Origin of the sequence: Dokdonia sp. Asnod3-C12, from assembly GCF_045063975.1 — a bacterium.
In the GTDB taxonomy this organism is placed as follows: domain Bacteria; phylum Bacteroidota; class Bacteroidia; order Flavobacteriales; family Flavobacteriaceae; genus Dokdonia.
This window is the reverse complement of record NZ_JBEFNY010000003.1, coordinates 419,311-434,959: the sequence shown is the minus strand read 5'-3', so window position 1 is coordinate 434,959 and position 15,649 is coordinate 419,311. Positions and strand designations below refer to the sequence as shown.

17 protein-coding genes, 1 rRNA gene and 1 other RNA gene are annotated in these 15,649 nt (G+C 39.0%); 16 read left to right on the top strand and 3 right to left on the bottom strand.

Annotated elements, in window-relative coordinates; genetic code table 11:
- The first annotated feature begins 173 nt into the window (after positions 1-173).
- Both rrf and ACJJVW_RS01960 read left to right on the top strand, forming a co-directional pair.
- Positions 174-281 (top strand): 5S ribosomal RNA (rrf, locus tag ACJJVW_RS01965).
- A gap of 366 nt (positions 282-647) precedes the next feature.
- Positions 648-1,157, top strand: a complete 510-nt coding sequence (locus ACJJVW_RS01960) for a DinB family protein (RefSeq protein ID WP_405250585.1) — start codon at positions 648-650, stop codon at positions 1,155-1,157.
- Positions 1,158-1,164: 7 nt separating this feature from the next.
- Here ACJJVW_RS01960 and ACJJVW_RS01955 read toward each other — a convergent pair whose 3' ends face one another.
- Positions 1,165-1,395: a DUF6095 family protein gene (locus tag ACJJVW_RS01955; protein ID WP_013751652.1), complete on the bottom strand. Its 231-nt coding sequence runs from the start codon at positions 1,393-1,395 to the stop codon at positions 1,165-1,167.
- A complete protein-coding gene (gene murQ / locus ACJJVW_RS01950; protein WP_405250584.1) occupies positions 1,373-2,191 on the bottom strand; it encodes an N-acetylmuramic acid 6-phosphate etherase in 819 nt (272 codons plus the stop codon). Before murQ ends, ACJJVW_RS01955 begins: the two co-directional genes overlap by 23 nt.
- A gap of 291 nt (positions 2,192-2,482) precedes the next feature.
- Between murQ and ACJJVW_RS01945 the strand changes: the two genes are divergently transcribed.
- The 14 genes from ACJJVW_RS01945 to ACJJVW_RS01880 all read left to right on the top strand — a co-directional run bounded on the left by ACJJVW_RS01945 (position 2,483) and on the right by ACJJVW_RS01880 (position 14,496).
- Complete coding sequence (locus ACJJVW_RS01945; RefSeq protein ID WP_405223634.1) at positions 2,483-2,701, top strand: hypothetical protein; 219 nt, start codon at positions 2,483-2,485, stop codon at positions 2,699-2,701.
- A gap of 2 nt (positions 2,702-2,703) precedes the next feature.
- On the top strand, positions 2,704-2,994 hold the full coding sequence (locus ACJJVW_RS01940; protein WP_013751655.1) for a cell division protein ZapA: 291 nt from the start codon (positions 2,704-2,706) through the stop codon (positions 2,992-2,994).
- A 55-nt stretch (positions 2,995-3,049) separates the two neighbouring features.
- Positions 3,050-3,171, top strand: a non-coding RNA gene (gene ssrS / locus ACJJVW_RS01935) — 6S RNA.
- Between the two features lie 122 nt (positions 3,172-3,293).
- The gene (gene rny, locus ACJJVW_RS01930; protein ID WP_298327010.1) at positions 3,294-4,859 is read left to right on the top strand and encodes a ribonuclease Y; all 1,566 of its coding nucleotides are present in this window, start codon (positions 3,294-3,296) and stop codon (positions 4,857-4,859) included.
- 442 nt (positions 4,860-5,301) lie between these two features.
- Complete coding sequence (locus ACJJVW_RS01925) at positions 5,302-5,919, top strand: GNAT family N-acetyltransferase (protein WP_035336340.1); 618 nt, start codon at positions 5,302-5,304, stop codon at positions 5,917-5,919.
- Positions 5,919-7,100 (top strand): argininosuccinate synthase, encoded by a 1,182-nt coding sequence (gene argG / locus ACJJVW_RS01920; RefSeq protein ID WP_405250583.1) that lies wholly within the window; start codon positions 5,919-5,921, stop codon positions 7,098-7,100. Before ACJJVW_RS01925 ends, argG begins: the two co-directional genes overlap by 1 nt.
- Positions 7,097-8,071, top strand: coding sequence for an N-acetyl-gamma-glutamyl-phosphate reductase (gene argC, locus ACJJVW_RS01915; RefSeq protein WP_405250582.1), 975 nt, complete (start codon positions 7,097-7,099; stop codon positions 8,069-8,071). The genes argG and argC overlap by 4 nt, the downstream gene beginning before the upstream one ends.
- A gap of 18 nt (positions 8,072-8,089) precedes the next feature.
- Entirely contained in the window at positions 8,090-8,878 is a 789-nt protein-coding gene (gene proC / locus ACJJVW_RS01910) for a pyrroline-5-carboxylate reductase (protein WP_405250581.1), read from the top strand.
- Between the two features lie 18 nt (positions 8,879-8,896).
- Positions 8,897-10,021 carry an aspartate aminotransferase family protein gene (locus tag ACJJVW_RS01905; RefSeq protein ID WP_405250580.1) on the top strand — a complete coding sequence of 375 codons (1,125 nt, stop codon included), beginning with the start codon at positions 8,897-8,899 and terminating at the stop codon, positions 10,019-10,021.
- On the top strand, positions 10,018-10,980 hold the full coding sequence (locus ACJJVW_RS01900; RefSeq protein ID WP_405250578.1) for an N-acetylornithine carbamoyltransferase: 963 nt from the start codon (positions 10,018-10,020) through the stop codon (positions 10,978-10,980). Before ACJJVW_RS01905 ends, ACJJVW_RS01900 begins: the two co-directional genes overlap by 4 nt.
- Complete coding sequence (gene argB, locus ACJJVW_RS01895; protein ID WP_405250577.1) at positions 10,973-11,758, top strand: acetylglutamate kinase; 786 nt, start codon at positions 10,973-10,975, stop codon at positions 11,756-11,758. Before ACJJVW_RS01900 ends, argB begins: the two co-directional genes overlap by 8 nt.
- A complete protein-coding gene (locus ACJJVW_RS01890; RefSeq protein WP_405250576.1) occupies positions 11,749-12,819 on the top strand; it encodes a M20 family metallo-hydrolase in 1,071 nt (356 codons plus the stop codon). Before argB ends, ACJJVW_RS01890 begins: the two co-directional genes overlap by 10 nt.
- A gap of 54 nt (positions 12,820-12,873) precedes the next feature.
- The gene (argH, locus tag ACJJVW_RS01885; protein WP_405250575.1) at positions 12,874-14,157 is read left to right on the top strand and encodes an argininosuccinate lyase; all 1,284 of its coding nucleotides are present in this window, start codon (positions 12,874-12,876) and stop codon (positions 14,155-14,157) included.
- Between the two features lie 57 nt (positions 14,158-14,214).
- Positions 14,215-14,496 (top strand): DUF2188 domain-containing protein, encoded by a 282-nt coding sequence (locus ACJJVW_RS01880; RefSeq protein WP_035336350.1) that lies wholly within the window; start codon positions 14,215-14,217, stop codon positions 14,494-14,496.
- On the opposite strand, the gene leuB is transcribed toward ACJJVW_RS01880, so the two are convergent.
- Complete coding sequence (gene leuB, locus ACJJVW_RS01875; RefSeq protein WP_405250574.1) at positions 14,493-15,608, bottom strand: 3-isopropylmalate dehydrogenase; 1,116 nt, start codon at positions 15,606-15,608, stop codon at positions 14,493-14,495. The genes ACJJVW_RS01880 and leuB overlap by 4 nt on opposite strands.
- Positions 15,609-15,649: the final 41 nt, after the last annotated feature.

Sequence of the window (15,649 nt, the reverse complement as noted above, 5' to 3'; positions counted from 1 at the left end):
AAAAACAGTTGTATATTTGCACCCGCTTAGAGAAACAGTAACATATCTAGCGAAGTTCAAAAGTTTTTATTGAGATGTTTTGGAAGATTAGTTAGTCTAATTTAAGGTTCGAATCCTTAGCATTTACAAGAGTTTTCTATNAACTGCTTATAGTCTATAACCGAAGCTAAAACTAAGGTGGTTATAGCGACGGGGCTCACCTCTTCCCATTTCGAACAGAGAAGTTAAGCCCGTCAGCGCCGATGGTACTGCACTCGTGGGAGAGTAGGTCGCCGCCTTTTTAAGGCTCCAATACAACTATTGTATTGGAGCTTTTTTTATGCCATAAAATCAAGGAAATGTAAGCGCATAACTCGCTAATCTTTAGTTAAATAGCTTCGTAAGCTCAATTGTTAAATGGCTAAAAATAAAATTTCTTAATTGAAAGTTCTTGCACGTTCTATCGACTTTTACACTATAATCTTAGACTATATGGAAAAGGTAGAGTTTCTATTTTTAAAGTTTATCTAATTGTGAATTACAAAGTCTTTAAATGAAATTTTATGACCTCTTGTAATTCTCTTTTCTTATATTCAGATTCATTTTATACAAAATAGTATTATTGTGTAAATAGATTTAAATCAGTAAAATATCATAATAAAGAATGTATGCGGAGAGAAATCGTTAGTGTTATCAATAAAAATCTAGGAAATGCTATTACTCTAATAGATACAATATCAGAAGATACTTATACTGATGGAACAGTTGGTCCCTATTATAGTAGTATAGGTTCTCATATCAGGCATGCGTTGGACTTTTTTGACTGTATAATTAATGGTATACAATCTAACAACATTGACCTTACCGCGCGCAAGAGGGATGAAGTAATTTCAACAAATCCAGAGGCTGCAAAGAACAAGATATATGAAATCCAACAGCAATTAGTATCATTTATAGGAGTGAATACAGACTATTTATTGCATGTTACAGACAACCTAGGGGCCGGTAAAGAAACAATCATGTACACGCTTGAGAGTGTACTTGCTCAAGCTAATACGCATGCAACACATCACTATGCAATTATAAGTTATATGTTGCAAACTCTTGGAGTAGAAACTGTAATCGAAGGTTTTGGATATAATCCATCTACACCAGTTCCAAAAAGAGAGGGTATTTAAAATCTATTTAATCATTAAATAATGCTTTCATAAGCATTCTTATTCCTTTGAATCCAAAATAAATAGCAGCAATAAATAATATAATTCCTATGCCCAGAATAGGAATAAACATAGGATGATCCTGATTTTTAAAGGAAGAGTTAAGAATTATAGGTGCTGTTACTAATAATAAAAGAGTTCCTCCCATAAGTTTAACACCTTTGGCTAGCTTTTCTTTATTTGTGTGCATGATATTCATGTATTGCTTTACGTACACTGCCGTAGGTTAATAACAAAGTGTTTGCTTCTTTTTCTGGTATATCAAGTGAGGTCATAATCATATTAGTTCCTCGTTGTACTAGCTTCTCATTACTGAGTTGCATATCTACCATTTTATTTCCCTTAATATGTCCTAGCTTAATCATTGCAGCTGTAGATATCATATTGAGAACTAACTTTTGAGCTGTTCCAGCTTTCATACGTGAGCTTCCCGTTACAAATTCTGGACCCACAACTGGAACTATTGGATATACAGCCGTTAACGCTAGTGGACTTCCTTCATTACAAGTAATACATCCAGTAATAATATTTTTTTCGTTACATTTCTTTAGAGCACTAATAACGTACGGTGTAGTTCCTGAAGCCGCAATGCCAATTACGACATCTCTTTCTGAAACATTATGGGAGCTAAGATCTTCCCAACCTTGATTTTTACTATCCTCTGCAAATTCTACCGCGTTCCTTATTGCCTCATCACCACCTGCAATTATTCCAATAACCGTTTCAGGTGATACACCAAAAGTAGGAGGGCACTCGCTTGCATCTACAACACCTAAGCGACCGCTAGTTCCGGCTCCCATATAGAATAGTCTTCCGCCTTTTTCTAATTTTGATATAATAACATCTACTAGTTTTTCAATATGTGAGATTACCTTCTCAACTGCATTTGGAACTGTTTTGTCCTCCTTATTAATATTTGATAGCAGTTCTGTGGTAGTCATCTTTTCAAGATGATCGTAGTGCGAATCTTGTTCTGTTGTTCTTGTAAATGTCACTGTATGTGGTTTTGGCTTATGTAAAGGTACAGTGTTTCTTTTTATTTTGTGTTCATGTGTAGTTAATTGTGTTATTACCCTATTGGATAGAAGATTAAGTATGCTTGATTCTTGTTTTCGCGTAAGCATAATTTATATCTAATAAAATTTAACTCGTATCCATTGTATGAGTATCTTTCAAATGTTAACTTTGTGTAACGTAGTAAATGCAGACATGTTATGAGTAGTCTTTCTAAAGTTGTGGATTCTCTTGAGTATAGAGTCGCTACTTTGTTGAAAAAATACGAAGATGTGAAGCAAAAGCGGATAGCGCTGGAAACAGAACTTACCGCAATGCAACAAGAAAACAAACAACTGAGAGACGCCATTGTGGCGAGTGAACAGAAGGTGAAGACTCTTAAAACGGCAAATGCATTACTAGGCAGTAACGATTACAAAAGGGAAACCAAATTGAAGATAAACGCATTAGTACGTGAGATTGATACATGTATAGCGTCACTGGCTGAATAATTATGGCAGACAAACTTAAAATTAAATTGTCTATTGCAGATCGCGTATACCCGCTTACTATTGATCCAGCTCAAGAGGAAGGATTACGTAAAGCGACTAAGGAGATTGAAGCAATGGTAAAGCAATTTGAGCAAAGTTATGCCGTTAGAGATAAGCAAGATGTACTAGCGATGTGTGCATTGCAATTTGCTTCAAAGGTTACCCAAAAAACTATAAATGAAGACTCTCTTAGTGATGAGACAGCAGCTAGATTACAAAAACTAGCGGCACTCCTCGATGAGAGCTTAACATAGACGTTCTTTACATACAACAGCATATTACTGCCTGCATTGGATATTTTTTTGATAAACTCAACAGTTATTTTTTATAAAGAGTGACTCTAAGTTGTAAAAGCATGCCGTTACTAGACTTGTCTAGGTAGACGGAACCTTGATCAGCTTTCTAGCTCTAATCCTTACTATTAGGAGTTTATACAAAATGCACTTCTAATGCAGGCTTTTTTATATCTCATCGTGAGATGTTAAGGTTGTAAAACCTTATAAATCAACCATTAGTACTGCCCTCTGTGGCATTAAAAATATTCACTAAAATTATGGAACATAATGCACTCTTGTTCATCGTAGGTGTGATTGCACTAGCTTTAGGCTTTCTTATAGCAAAAATGCTAGAACGTAATAACGCATCGCAGATTATCAAACGCGCTAAGAAAAGTGCCCAAGGCATTTTAAAAGAAGCAACTTCTGATGGAGAGTCTCTTAAGAAAGATAAAATATTACAAGCTAAAGAAAAATTTATTGAGCTTAAAGCAGAGCATGAGAAAGTAATATTATCTCGTGATAAGAAAATGAATGATGCAGAGAAACGAGCTAGAGATAAAGAATCTCAAGTAAGTGGAGAGCTTTCGCGAAATAAAAAATTAAATCAATCACTAGAAGATAAGATTAAAGATTACGATAAGCGCTTAGAATACGTTGATAAGAAAAAGGCTGAAGCAGAGAAGATGCATGAGAGTACTGTGCAGCAACTTGAGGTTATTTCTGGACTTTCTGCAGAAGAAGCAAAAAGTCAACTTGTAACAACGCTGAAAGATCAAGCGAAGGCTGATGCAATGAAGCATGTTCAAACTTCCATAGAAGAGGCAAAAATGACGGCAGAGCAGGAAGCTAAGAAGATTATCATAAATACGATACAACGCATCGGGACGGAAGAAGCAGTAGAAAACTGTGTATCTGTATTTAATCTAGAAAGTGACGATGTAAAAGGTAGAATTATAGGTCGTGAAGGACGTAACATACGCGCTATAGAAGCTGCAACGGGTGTTGAGATTATAGTAGATGATACTCCCGAGGCAATCATACTTTCATGTTTTGATAGTGTGCGTCGTGAGGTAGCTCGTCTTTCTCTTCACAAGCTTGTAACAGACGGTCGTATTCACCCAGCACGTATAGAAGAAGTTGTTCAAAAGACGACAAAACAGATAGAACAAGAAATTGTTGAAGTAGGTAAGCGTACGGTGATTGACTTAGGAATACACGGTTTACACCCAGAGCTTATTAAAGCTGTTGGGCGTATGAAGTATCGTTCTTCTTATGGACAGAACTTACTGCAACACAGTAGAGAAGTAGCAAAGCTTTGCAGCGTGATGGCTGCAGAACTTGGTGTTAACGCCAAGCTTGCTCGTAGAGCTGGACTTTTACATGATATAGGTAAAGTGCCAGATACTGATACAGAAACTCCACACGCAATCTTAGGAATGCAGTGGGCAGAGAAATATGGAGAAAAACCAGACGTTTGCAATGCTATAGGTGCTCACCACGATGAGATAGAAATGACAAGTTTGTTATCACCTATCGTCCAAGTTTGTGATGCTATAAGTGGTGCACGCCCAGGAGCTCGCCGTCAGGTACTAGATTCATACATACAGCGTCTTAAAGATCTAGAAGAAATTGCTTTTGGTTTTCAAGGTGTTAAAAAAGCATATGCAATTCAAGCCGGACGTGAGTTACGTGTAATTGTAGAGAGCGAAAAAGTAAATGATGATAAAGCATCTAATCTATCTTTCGAAATTTCTCAAAAGATTCAAACAGACATGACCTATCCAGGTCAAGTAAAAGTTACGGTGATACGCGAGACAAGAGCGGTAAATATTGCGAAGTAATTTAAAACTTTATTATAATTTGAGAAAGCCTGTACTTATTGTACAGGCTTTTTTATTTGGTTTCATTGTAATTACTTCATTTTAAACAATTCATAATGAGCATTATCATTTTTAAGATATTAATATTCAAAGCTTACGTTTATCTATAATTATTTAAAAAGCTGTGTATTTTTATAATTAGTTCTAAAAGTTTAAGGCTAACTCAAATAAGTTGCTACCTTTGAGTCATCTTATGAACAGAACAATTGTACATATCTTAAAAGCCTTAACAGCATTTCTTGCTGCAAGGCCTGCTATGCAATTAATTCCTGTTCCTGTACGACGATTCCGCCGCCGCCCGTAAGGGTAGCTCATTAATGAGGGATGGTAGGTGAGTCCTATCCCGTTTTCCACAAAAGGAACCGTCACATTTTCAATATACATTTTAACTTAAATCATCGCTATGCAAATTGTTGTAGCCACGATTTCGCACACACCATATGCTCAGATTATCTGTGATACCATCGCAGAGTCATCTAAGGTACGTGGTACAGGAATCGCTCGTAGAACTCCAGAATATGTCATCTCAAAGATGGAAGCAGGTAATGCTGTCATCGCTTTAGAGGGAGACGTTTTTGCGGGCTTCTGTTATATAGAAGCCTGGGGACACGAAAAATTTATTGCCAACTCTGGACTTATTGTACACCCAGACTTCAGAGGACAGGGACTTGCCAAAAAAATTAAAGGAGAGATATTTACGCTTTCGCGAAAGCGTTACCCAGACGCAAAAATCTTTGGAATCACCACGGGTCTGGCCGTGATGAAGATTAATAGTGATCTAGGTTATAAACCCGTCACGTTTTCTGAACTCACAACAGATGAAAGCTTCTGGAAAGGTTGCCAGACCTGCAAGAACTTTGACGTACTCACACGTACAGAACAAAAGATGTGCTTATGCACAGGGATGCTCTATGATCCATCAAAAGAATCCAAATCCACAGAAAAAAATACTGTAAAGGCACCTGTATTCAACAGGCTAAAACAAATAAAGGAAAAGCTATTCCTTAAAAAAAATAAGTAATGAAAAAATTAATCTTAGCATACTCTGGAGGACTCGATACAAGCTATTGTGTAAAATATTTTACTGCAGAAATGGGATATGAAGTACACGCTGTAAGTGTAAATACAGGTGGATTTACAGATCAAGAAATCGCAAATAACAAAGAGAAAGCGCTTGCACTAGGAGCGACATCATATACCAATATAGATGCCGTAGCTACATTTTATGATACGGTGGTAAAGTACCTAATTTTTGGTAATGTACTTAAGAACAACAGTTATCCACTTTCTGTAAGTGCAGAGCGTATCGTGCAAGCCATAGAGATTGCAAAATTTGCCAAAGCTCAAAACGCAGATGCTATTGCTCACGGTAGTACGGGTGCAGGTAACGATCAGGTGCGTTTTGATATGACGTTTCAGACTATTGTGCCAGAGTTAGAAATAATAACGCCGATTAGAGATCAAACGCTTTCGCGAAAGCAGGAAATCGATTACTTACAGAGTCACGGTATCTCGTGGTCTTGGGAGAAGGCACAGTATTCTATAAATCAAGGTTTGTGGGGTACAAGTGTAGGAGGTGCTCAAACCCTAACCTCACATCAAACACTTCCTGAAGATGCATATCCTAGTCAGCTGGAGGCTAGCGATTCTCAAACCTTAAAAATTGGATTTACACAAGGGGAACCTACTTCGCTTAATGGAAAGCAAGGTTCACCAGTGGAGATTATAGAGCAACTAGAAGACATCGCAAGCAAGTATGCCATAGGTCGCGGGATGCACGTGGGAGACACCATCATTGGTATAAAGGGAAGAGTAGGTTTTGAAGCTGCAGCTCCTGTAATTATACTCGAAGCACATCGAACTCTTGAGAAACACACGCTTTCAAAATGGCAATTGCAACACAAAGAAAACATCGCGTTGTGGTATGGTACTCACTTACACGAGGGATTATACCTAGAGCCTGTAATGAGAGATTTTGAAGCTTTTTTACAGAGCAGCCAGAATACGGTGACTGGAGAAGTAGAAGTAGTATTACATCCATATAGATTTGAGGTAGTAGGCATCACATCAGATTATGACCTTATGCAATCTAAGGTAGCGAGTTACGGAGAAGAAAACCAAGGCTGGACCGCCGCCGAAGCTAAAGGATTTATAAAAATACTAGGTAACCAGTCTAGAATCATAGCAAACCAGAAAAAATGAAAAAAATAGGAATCATAGGTGGTGCAGGTTATACTGCTGGGGAGCTCATTAGACTGCTTATTCATCACCCAGAAGTGCAGATAGATTTTATATACAGCACAAGTAATGCGGGTAATGCAGTAGGGATTGTTCATCAAGATCTTGCTCACGTAGACCTTAGTTTTACAAGTAAAGTAAATAGTGAGGTAGATGTAGTCTTCTTATGCTTGGGTCATGGTAATTCTGGCGAATTCTTGAGGAATCATACTTTTTCTGATGCTACAAGAGTCATAGATCTCAGTAATGAGTTTAGACTTAAAAATGATATCTTTTTTCAAGATAGAGTTTTTGTATATGGACTTCCAGAAATCAATAAAGAGGAAATAAAAAACGCGCAGAATATTGCAAACCCTGGCTGTTTTGCTACTGCAATACAACTAGCATTATTACCGCTGGCGAATGCTTCTTTGCTCAGTCAAGATGTGCATATTAATGCCGTTACAGGTGCTACGGGAGCGGGAGTAAAACCAAGTGCTACTACGCATTTTGGGTGGAGAGATAATAACTTCTCACACTATAAGGCTTTTAATCATCAGCATCTTGGGGAGATAGGAGAGTCTGTCGTTCAGCTGCAAGAGAGTTTTAATAGTGAACTTCATTTCATTCCGCAGCGTGGTAATTTTTCTAGAGGGATTTTTGCAACTGCCTACACATATTTTGAGGGTACGATTGAAGAGGCATATGCCCTTTATGAGGATTTTTATAAGGATTCCGCTTTCGCGAAAGCGGTAAAAGCACCTTTACATCTCAAACAAGTGGTAAATACAAACTACTGCTTTATACACTTAGAAAAAAACGGTAATAAACTATTAATCACTAGTGTGATTGATAATCTCTTAAAAGGTGCGAGTGGTCAAGCTGTAGAAAATATGAATTTAATGTTTGGGTGGGCTCAAGATACGGGACTCCAACTCAAGGCAAGTTATTTCTAATAGTTAAGATATAGACATATGAAAATAGCAATCATAGGAACTGGAAATTTAGGTCTTGCCATCGCAAAAGGACTCATCACAAATAATGCGGTGACTAGCTTATATCTTACTAAAAGAGATATTTCTAGTATCGAAAAATGGGATGCGTACAAGGAGGTAACAACTACGAGTGATAACCGTGAGGCTGTTGTAAAAAGTGACATTCTCATTTTTGCAGTACAGCCAGGTCATTTTGCAGGTATACTTGAAGAGATTAAGGAATTACTTACAGAGAAACATATTATTATTTCTACAATAACTGGTTTCAAAGTGCCACAAATCGCTGAAATTGTAGGAGACGATCAATTTATTATACGCGCAATGCCTAACACCGCTATTGCTGTAGGGCAAAGTATGACCTGTTTATGTAGTAATACAGCAGGCGAAAAGCGCATTGCCATAGCCGAAGCCATTTTTAATAAACTAGGCACAAGTCTTATTATTCCAGAAGGACAGATGCAAGCTGCTACGGTAATCTGTGCAAGTGGTATTGCTTTCTGGATGCGATTGATAAGAGCAACTACGCAGGGTGCCATACAACTAGGTTTTGACGCAAAAGAAGCGCAAGAACTTGCAATGCAAACTTGTCTAGGAGCTGCCACTCTGGTTATTAAATCTGGAAACCACCCAGAAGCAGAAATTGATAAAGTAACTACGCCAAAAGGCTGCACCATAGAAGGTCTCAATGAGATGGAACATTCAGGTTTAAGCTCTTCTCTCATAAAGGGAATCGTGGCTAGTTATCAAAAAATTAATAGCATCTCATAGTGCTTAAAAATAAAGAGTATGAAATTATTTGATGTATATCCACTTTATGATGTTGCTCCTGTTAAGGCAAAGGGATGTTATGTGTATGATCAAAGTGGACAAGAGTATCTTGATTTATATGGCGGTCACGCTGTGATCTCTGTAGGTCACGGGCATCCTCATTATATAGAAAAATTAAAAACTCAGATGGATGCCATAGGGTTTTATTCTAATGCAGTTCAGAATCCGTTACAGGTGGAGGTTGCTCAGAAGTTAGGAGCGCTTTCTGGTTGTGAAGATTATGATTTGTTTTTCTGTAACTCAGGAGCAGAGGCAAATGAGAACGGATTAAAACTAGCGTCATTTGACACAGGTAAAAGTCGCGTGGTAGCCTTTAAAAATAGCTTTCACGGGAGAACATCTGCCGCCGTAGCAGCTACCGATAATCCTAGTATTGTTGCACCTATAAATGCACAACACAAAGTATCCATACTTGATCTGGGCAATACGGAGCAACTAGAGGAAACTTTGCAGCAAGGAGATTGCTGTGCGGTGATTTTAGAATTTATACAAGGTGTAGGAGGTTTAGATCAATCTACAGAGGTGTTTTATCAAGATGTTGCCGCGCTTTGTAAAAAGTATGATGTAAAACTCATTGCAGACGAGGTGCAATCTGGTTTTGGGAGATCTGGAGATTTCTTTGCTTTTCAGAAATATAATATCACGCCAGACATTATCACCATTGCAAAAGGAATGGGTAACGGTTTTCCTGTAGGCGGTATGTTGGTGCATCACTCCATTGAAGCTCGTTATGGGATGCTGGGAACAACCTTTGGCGGTAATCATCTTGCTTGCGCTGCTACACTTGCAGTTCTCGAGGTGATTGAGAAGGAGCATTTGATGACGCACGCAAAGGAAATGGAAACCTATTTTAGGGAGAAAGCACTTGCCTTTGGTAATCGGGTGACTGTAAAAGGTCGCGGATTAATGCTAGGGCTAGACTTAGGCTACGATGTAGGAGCATTGCGCAAAAAACTAATTTACGAGCATCACATTTTTACGGGTGGAGCAAAAAACAAACACGTGCTCAGAATACTTCCACCACTTACAATTCAAAAACTACAGATAGATTTACTATTTGAAGCATTACACAAAGAGTTATGAAGAACTACATATCCATAAATGATATCCCTAATTTAGAAATGGCGATTAAAGAAGCGCTGTATATGAAGGAGTATCCGTACGCTTTCGCGAAAGCGGGAAAACAAAAAACCTTAGGTCTTCTATTTTTTAACTCAAGCTTACGTACAAGACTAAGCACAGAAAAGGCTGCCAAAAACCTTGGGATGGAGACGATGACACTCAATGTAAACAGTGATAGCTGGCAACTAGAGTTTGAAGATGGTACTGTGATGGATGGCACAAAAGCAGAGCACATTAAAGAGGCTGCGCAGGTGTTATCGCAATATTGTGATGTGCTTGCTGTGAGAGCTTTTCCAGGGCTGGTAGATAAAAGTCAAGATGAGCTAGAGGTTGTACTTTCTGCATTTATGCAATATGGGAGTGTGCCGGTTGTAAATCTAGAAAGCAGTACGGCGCACCCGCTACAAGGCTTTACAGATGCAATCACGATTTACGAACTTACCGAAAGTCTACGTGCAGAAAATAAAAAACCTAATGTTGTGTTGACCTGGGCGCCACACCCTAAAGCCTTGCCGCACGCAGTTGCAAACTCATTTGTCCAGACTATGCAAAAGGCAAATGTAAATTTTACAATTACTAATCCAGAAGGTTATGATCTCAATCCAGAAATACGTGGAGAAGTACCTGTGATTCATAATCAGAAAGAAGCCTTTGCAAATGCCGACATTATTTATGTGAAAAACTGGAGCAGCTATGAAGATTACGGCAAGGTGCAATCGCAAGACAGTAACTGGATGATTAATGCCGAAAAACTTAAGGGAACCAATCAAGCCAAAGTTATGCATTGCCTACCTGTGCGCCGTAACGTTGTCATTGCAGATGATGTGCTAGACACCGAGTCAAGCGCTGTAATCCAGCAAGCTGGTAATAGAACGTGGGCGGCACAATGGGTGCTTAAAAACATACTGGACAATGATTAATAAACAGCAACTTACCGTAGTAAAAATAGGTGGAGACATTGTAGATTATGATGAGCTACTCACCTCATTTTACACGCATTTTAAGGCAATTTCTGGTCCAGCTATTATCATACACGGTGGAGGAAATAAAGCATCTACTTTACAAGAGCAGCTGGGTTATATCCCGGTAAAAGTAGACGGGAGAAGGGTGACAGATGAGACTACGCTAGAGGTTGTGACAATGGTGTATGCCGGACTTCTCAACAAGAAACTTGTCGCTGGCCTGCAGGCAAAAGGTAAAAACACCATAGGACTTTCTGGAGCAGATGGTGATGCCGTGAGAGCGCATAAACGCGAAGTGAAGACGGTAGATTATGGTTTTGTGGGAGATATAGATAGAGTGAATGTGAGTTTTATAAATGACCTCCTTTCTGACGGTAAAGTGCCTGTATTTTCGGCAATTACGCACGATGGTAATGGGCAATTGCTCAACACCAATGCAGATACACTCGCTGCCAAAATTGCGGTAGCAATGAGCTCTCTCTACAACGTTCAGCTGTTTTATTGTTTTACAAAACCAGGTGTCCTTGAAGATGTAAATAATGATGAATCGATTGTAACGCGCATAGATAAAGGGCTTTATAAAGAGATGAAAACAGCGGGACAAATATTTGAAGGTATGATTCCTAAACTAGACACTGCTTTTGAGGCGCTAGATCAGGGCGTTATGAGAGTGCATCTGGGCGAGGTTGATGTACTGAGTGATAACACTATAAAACACACGACACTATGTCTTTAAAAATCCAAATAGATAGTGCCGTATCATTACTACAATCACTCATTGAGACACAAAGTTTTTCTAGCGAAGAAGACGGCACAGCTTTACTTATCATAAACTGGTTAGAGGAGAAGGGGATTACGCTTTCGCGAAAGCGTAACAACATCTACGCATTTAATAAACATTACGACGCATCAAAACCGTTACTGCTTCTCAATTCGCATCACGATACGGTAAAGCCAAATAAAGGATATACAAGAGATCCTTATAATGCTGAGATTAAGGACGGAAAATTGTACGGTCTAGGCAGTAATGATGCAGGTGCAAGTCTTGTGGGCTTATTAACAGCGTTTGTACATTTTTATGAGCGCGAGGGGATGTCTCATAATATTGTAATTGTAGCTTCTGCTGAAGAAGAGTCAAGTGGTCCAAATGGTCTTAATAGTATGCTTGCGCATCTACCAGAAATAGATGTTGCCATAGTAGGCGAGCCTACACTTATGAACCTCGCCATTGCCGAAAAAGGGTTGGTTGTTTTTGACGCCGTAGTAAAAGGAACGGCAGGTCACGCAGCTCACATAAAAGAGAATATGGCTATTTATAATGTGATAGAAACCTTGCAATGGTTTGAGAATATAACTTTCGATAAAGTGTCTGATACCCTGGGAGCAACTAAGGTTACAGTTACTCAAATTAATGCGGGTAGTCAACATAATGTAGTGCCCAGCCAGGTAGAACTCGTCATAGATGTGAGAGTTAATGAACATTACAGCAACCAAGAAATCGCCGATTATATGGTGGCAAATGTGCCGTGTGACACAATACAGCCACGGTCATTGAGATTAAATAGTTCGCGTATCCCAAAAGAGCACAAATTAGTACAAGCAGGAATAGCCCTAGGCAGAGAAACCTACGGTTCACCTACCTTATCTGATCAAGCCTGCTTGAGTTGTCCATCTTTAAAACTAGGTATAGGCGACAGCACTCGCTCTCATATGGCAGATGAGTTTGTCTATGTACACGAGATAGAGCAGGGGATAGCATTATACATCGAGCTCTTAGAAAAATTTTTAAACGCATAAATAATAAAGGTTGTTGCAATAGTGTGAATAGCATAACCTACTAATAAGATACCTATGAAACTTTGGGAAAAAGGAATACCAACAGATCAAAAAATAGAAGCATTTACGGTTGGGAATGATCGTGAGATTGATATCCATATTGCTAAATATGATTTGCTAGCCAGCAAGGCACATGCAACGATGCTCGCATCTGTAGGCTTACTTACAAAAGAGGAGAGCGAGCGGTTAAATAAGCAATTAGACCTTATGCTCAAGCAAGAGCAGGAGGGGATATTTGTTATAGAAGCAGATTTTGAAGATGTACATTCTAAGATAGAAAGTGACCTTGTAAAAGCACTGGGAGATACCGGTAAAAAAATACACACAGCGAGATCTCGTAATGATCAAGTTCTTGTGGCGTTAAACCTTTATTTTAAAGCAGAATTATCTCAAATAACTGAAGGCGTAGAGAAGTTGTTTACGACACTTCTAAAACTTGCAGAGGCGCATAAGAACACCTTACTACCTGGATATACACACCTTCAAGTGGCAATGCCATCATCTTTTGGGCTTTGGTTTTCTGCCTATGCAGAGTTGCTTATAGATGATCTTTACTTACTCAAAGCAGCGCAGAAGGTCGTAGATCAAAATCCGCTGGGGAGTGCAGCTGGATATGGATCTAGTTTTCCAATAGATAGAGAGATGACTACCTCGCAACTTGGATTTTCCGATTTGAAATACAATGTAATTGCGGCTCAACTCTCAAGAGGGAAGTCTGAGCGTACGGTAACGCAAGCAGTTGCAAATATTGCAAATACCTTGAGTCGTTTTGCAATGGATATATGTTTGTATTGTTCTCAAAATTTTGGATTCATTAAGTTTCCAGATGCACTTACTACGGGCAGTAGTATTATGCCGCACAAAAAGAATCCAGATGTTTTTGAATTGCTCCGTGGTAAGTGCAATCAGTTACAAGCAATCCCACAAGAAATGATTATGATTACAAATAATCTGCCAAGCGGTTATCACAGAGACTACCAGTTACTTAAAGAAAATGCTATCAAGTCTGTTGAGGATCTTAAAGTAGTACTAGATATTTTTGAATTTTCTATTGCTCAGGTGCAAGTGCAGGATGTTAATCTAGATGATGAGAAGTATCAACACCTCTTTACAGTAGATGCTATTAATGACCTTGTAACCGCTGGTGTACCTTTTAGAGAAGCATATAAGCAAATAGGGGAGCAGGTAGAAAATGGTTCTTTTAAAGCGGGAAACACAAAGGAGCACTCACACTTAGGAAGTATACATAACCTAGGTCTAGATAAGATACAAGCCAAATTTGACAAGGCGGTATCTTAATGAGTATCGAAGGCTTTAGACACATAATGAGCTTATGTAAAATAGTATCTTCGCACAATGAGTAGCATTAAAACCTTTTTGCGTTCACTATTAGAAATAGTAGAAAACGTATATGAAAACTCTCGCAAGGCAAGTAGAAAACGTACTTGGCATCAGCACGTAGTCCCCTATGAGGGGGACTGGGCTGTAAGGCGTGAGGGTAACAAGCGTATCACTTCAAAGCATCAAAAGCAGAGTACTGCCATACGCAAAGCAAAGAGTATTGCACGTAAACGCAAGGCAGATGTGATTATACACCGTGCAGGTGGCGGCATACGCGAGCGTATAAACTACGATTAAATAATTGTGCTTTGTCCTGCGTGAATATTTTTAAAATTACGATTTGTGTCCTCTGGATTAAGAATGTAATCTGCAATAAAGTCACCCACTTTTGAAGTGCTTAGTGGCTTTTTGGGATTGAGGTCTTCTGTAGAGAAACCTAATTCTAAAGATTTTTCTACCGCGGTTTCTATACTGGTTGCCTCTTCTTGCAAGCCTAGGTGTCTTAACAACATCGCTGCAGATAATATAGAAGCCAGCGGATTTGCAATTCCCTTGCCAGTTGCTTGCGGGTAGGAGCCGTGTATAGGCTCAAAAAGAGCATTCTCTTTTCCTACAGAGGCAGATGCTAGAAGTCCTATAGAACCACCTATTACACTTGCTTCGTCAGATATAATATCGCCAAACAAGTTTTCTGTTAAGATCACATCAAACTGCTTTGGGTTTAAAATCATTTGCATTGCTGCATTGTCTACAAAGAGAAAATCTACCGCTACATCTGGATACTCTTTGGCAATCTCAGTTACTGTTTTTCTCCAAAGCCTGGAAGTCTCTAGCACATTTGCCTTATCTACAAGAGTAAGTTTTTTACGTCTTTTTTGAGCTTCTTTAAAGGCTAGATGTGCAATTCTCGTAATTTCCTCTACAGAATACGAGCAACCGTCTGAAGCTACTTGACCATCATCACTTAGATGCTTTTCTCCGAAATAGATTCCACCAGTTAGTTCGCGATAAATCGACATATCTGCGCCAGAGATGATTTCTCTCTTTAATGGAGAGTTATCTATAAGCTGTTCGTAGGCTTTTACTGGGCGTACATTACAAAACAGTCCTAGGGATTTACGAAGTCTCAAAAGACCTTGTTCTGGACGAACTTTTGCTGTTGGGTCATTGTCATACTTAGGATCTCCAATAGCCCCAAATAATATAGCGTCAGATGCCTCACAAATATCCAGCGTTTCCTCAGGAAGCGGATTACCCGTCGCGTCTATGGCGCAAGCGCCCATCATTGCTTCTGTATATGTGAAGTGATGTCCGTATTCATCTGCCACTGCCTCTAGCGCTTTTTTTGCTTGAGCAGTAACTTCCGGTCCTATCCCGTCTCCAGGTATGATTGCTATATTAAAATCCATAGTGTGTGTTTGAATTATGTACTAAATCCCCGCCTTTGTAA

What these genes read in the sequence shown, in the direction of transcription:
- ACJJVW_RS01880 (WP_035336350.1), top strand. Translation starts at nt 14,215, where the DNA reads ATGAGTAGCATTAAAACCTTTTTGCGTTCACTATTAGAAATAGTAGAA.
- ACJJVW_RS01955 (WP_013751652.1), bottom strand. Translation starts at nt 1,395, where the DNA reads ATGAATATCATGCACACAAATAAAGAAAAGCTAGCCAAAGGTGTTAAA.
- ACJJVW_RS01960 (WP_405250585.1), top strand. Translation starts at nt 648, where the DNA reads ATGCGGAGAGAAATCGTTAGTGTTATCAATAAAAATCTAGGAAATGCT.
- proC (WP_405250581.1), top strand. Translation starts at nt 8,090, where the DNA reads ATGAAAATAGCAATCATAGGAACTGGAAATTTAGGTCTTGCCATCGCA.
- rny (WP_298327010.1), top strand. Translation starts at nt 3,294, where the DNA reads ATGGAACATAATGCACTCTTGTTCATCGTAGGTGTGATTGCACTAGCT.
- ACJJVW_RS01925 (WP_035336340.1), top strand. Translation starts at nt 5,302, where the DNA reads ATGCAAATTGTTGTAGCCACGATTTCGCACACACCATATGCTCAGATT.
- ACJJVW_RS01905 (WP_405250580.1), top strand. Translation starts at nt 8,897, where the DNA reads ATGAAATTATTTGATGTATATCCACTTTATGATGTTGCTCCTGTTAAG.
- ACJJVW_RS01900 (WP_405250578.1), top strand. Translation starts at nt 10,018, where the DNA reads ATGAAGAACTACATATCCATAAATGATATCCCTAATTTAGAAATGGCG.
- argG (WP_405250583.1), top strand. Translation starts at nt 5,919, where the DNA reads ATGAAAAAATTAATCTTAGCATACTCTGGAGGACTCGATACAAGCTAT.
- argB (WP_405250577.1), top strand. Translation starts at nt 10,973, where the DNA reads ATGATTAATAAACAGCAACTTACCGTAGTAAAAATAGGTGGAGACATT.
- leuB (WP_405250574.1), bottom strand. Translation starts at nt 15,608, where the DNA reads ATGGATTTTAATATAGCAATCATACCTGGAGACGGGATAGGACCGGAA.
- ACJJVW_RS01940 (WP_013751655.1), top strand. Translation starts at nt 2,704, where the DNA reads ATGGCAGACAAACTTAAAATTAAATTGTCTATTGCAGATCGCGTATAC.
- ACJJVW_RS01890 (WP_405250576.1), top strand. Translation starts at nt 11,749, where the DNA reads ATGTCTTTAAAAATCCAAATAGATAGTGCCGTATCATTACTACAATCA.
- argH (WP_405250575.1), top strand. Translation starts at nt 12,874, where the DNA reads ATGAAACTTTGGGAAAAAGGAATACCAACAGATCAAAAAATAGAAGCA.
- argC (WP_405250582.1), top strand. Translation starts at nt 7,097, where the DNA reads ATGAAAAAAATAGGAATCATAGGTGGTGCAGGTTATACTGCTGGGGAG.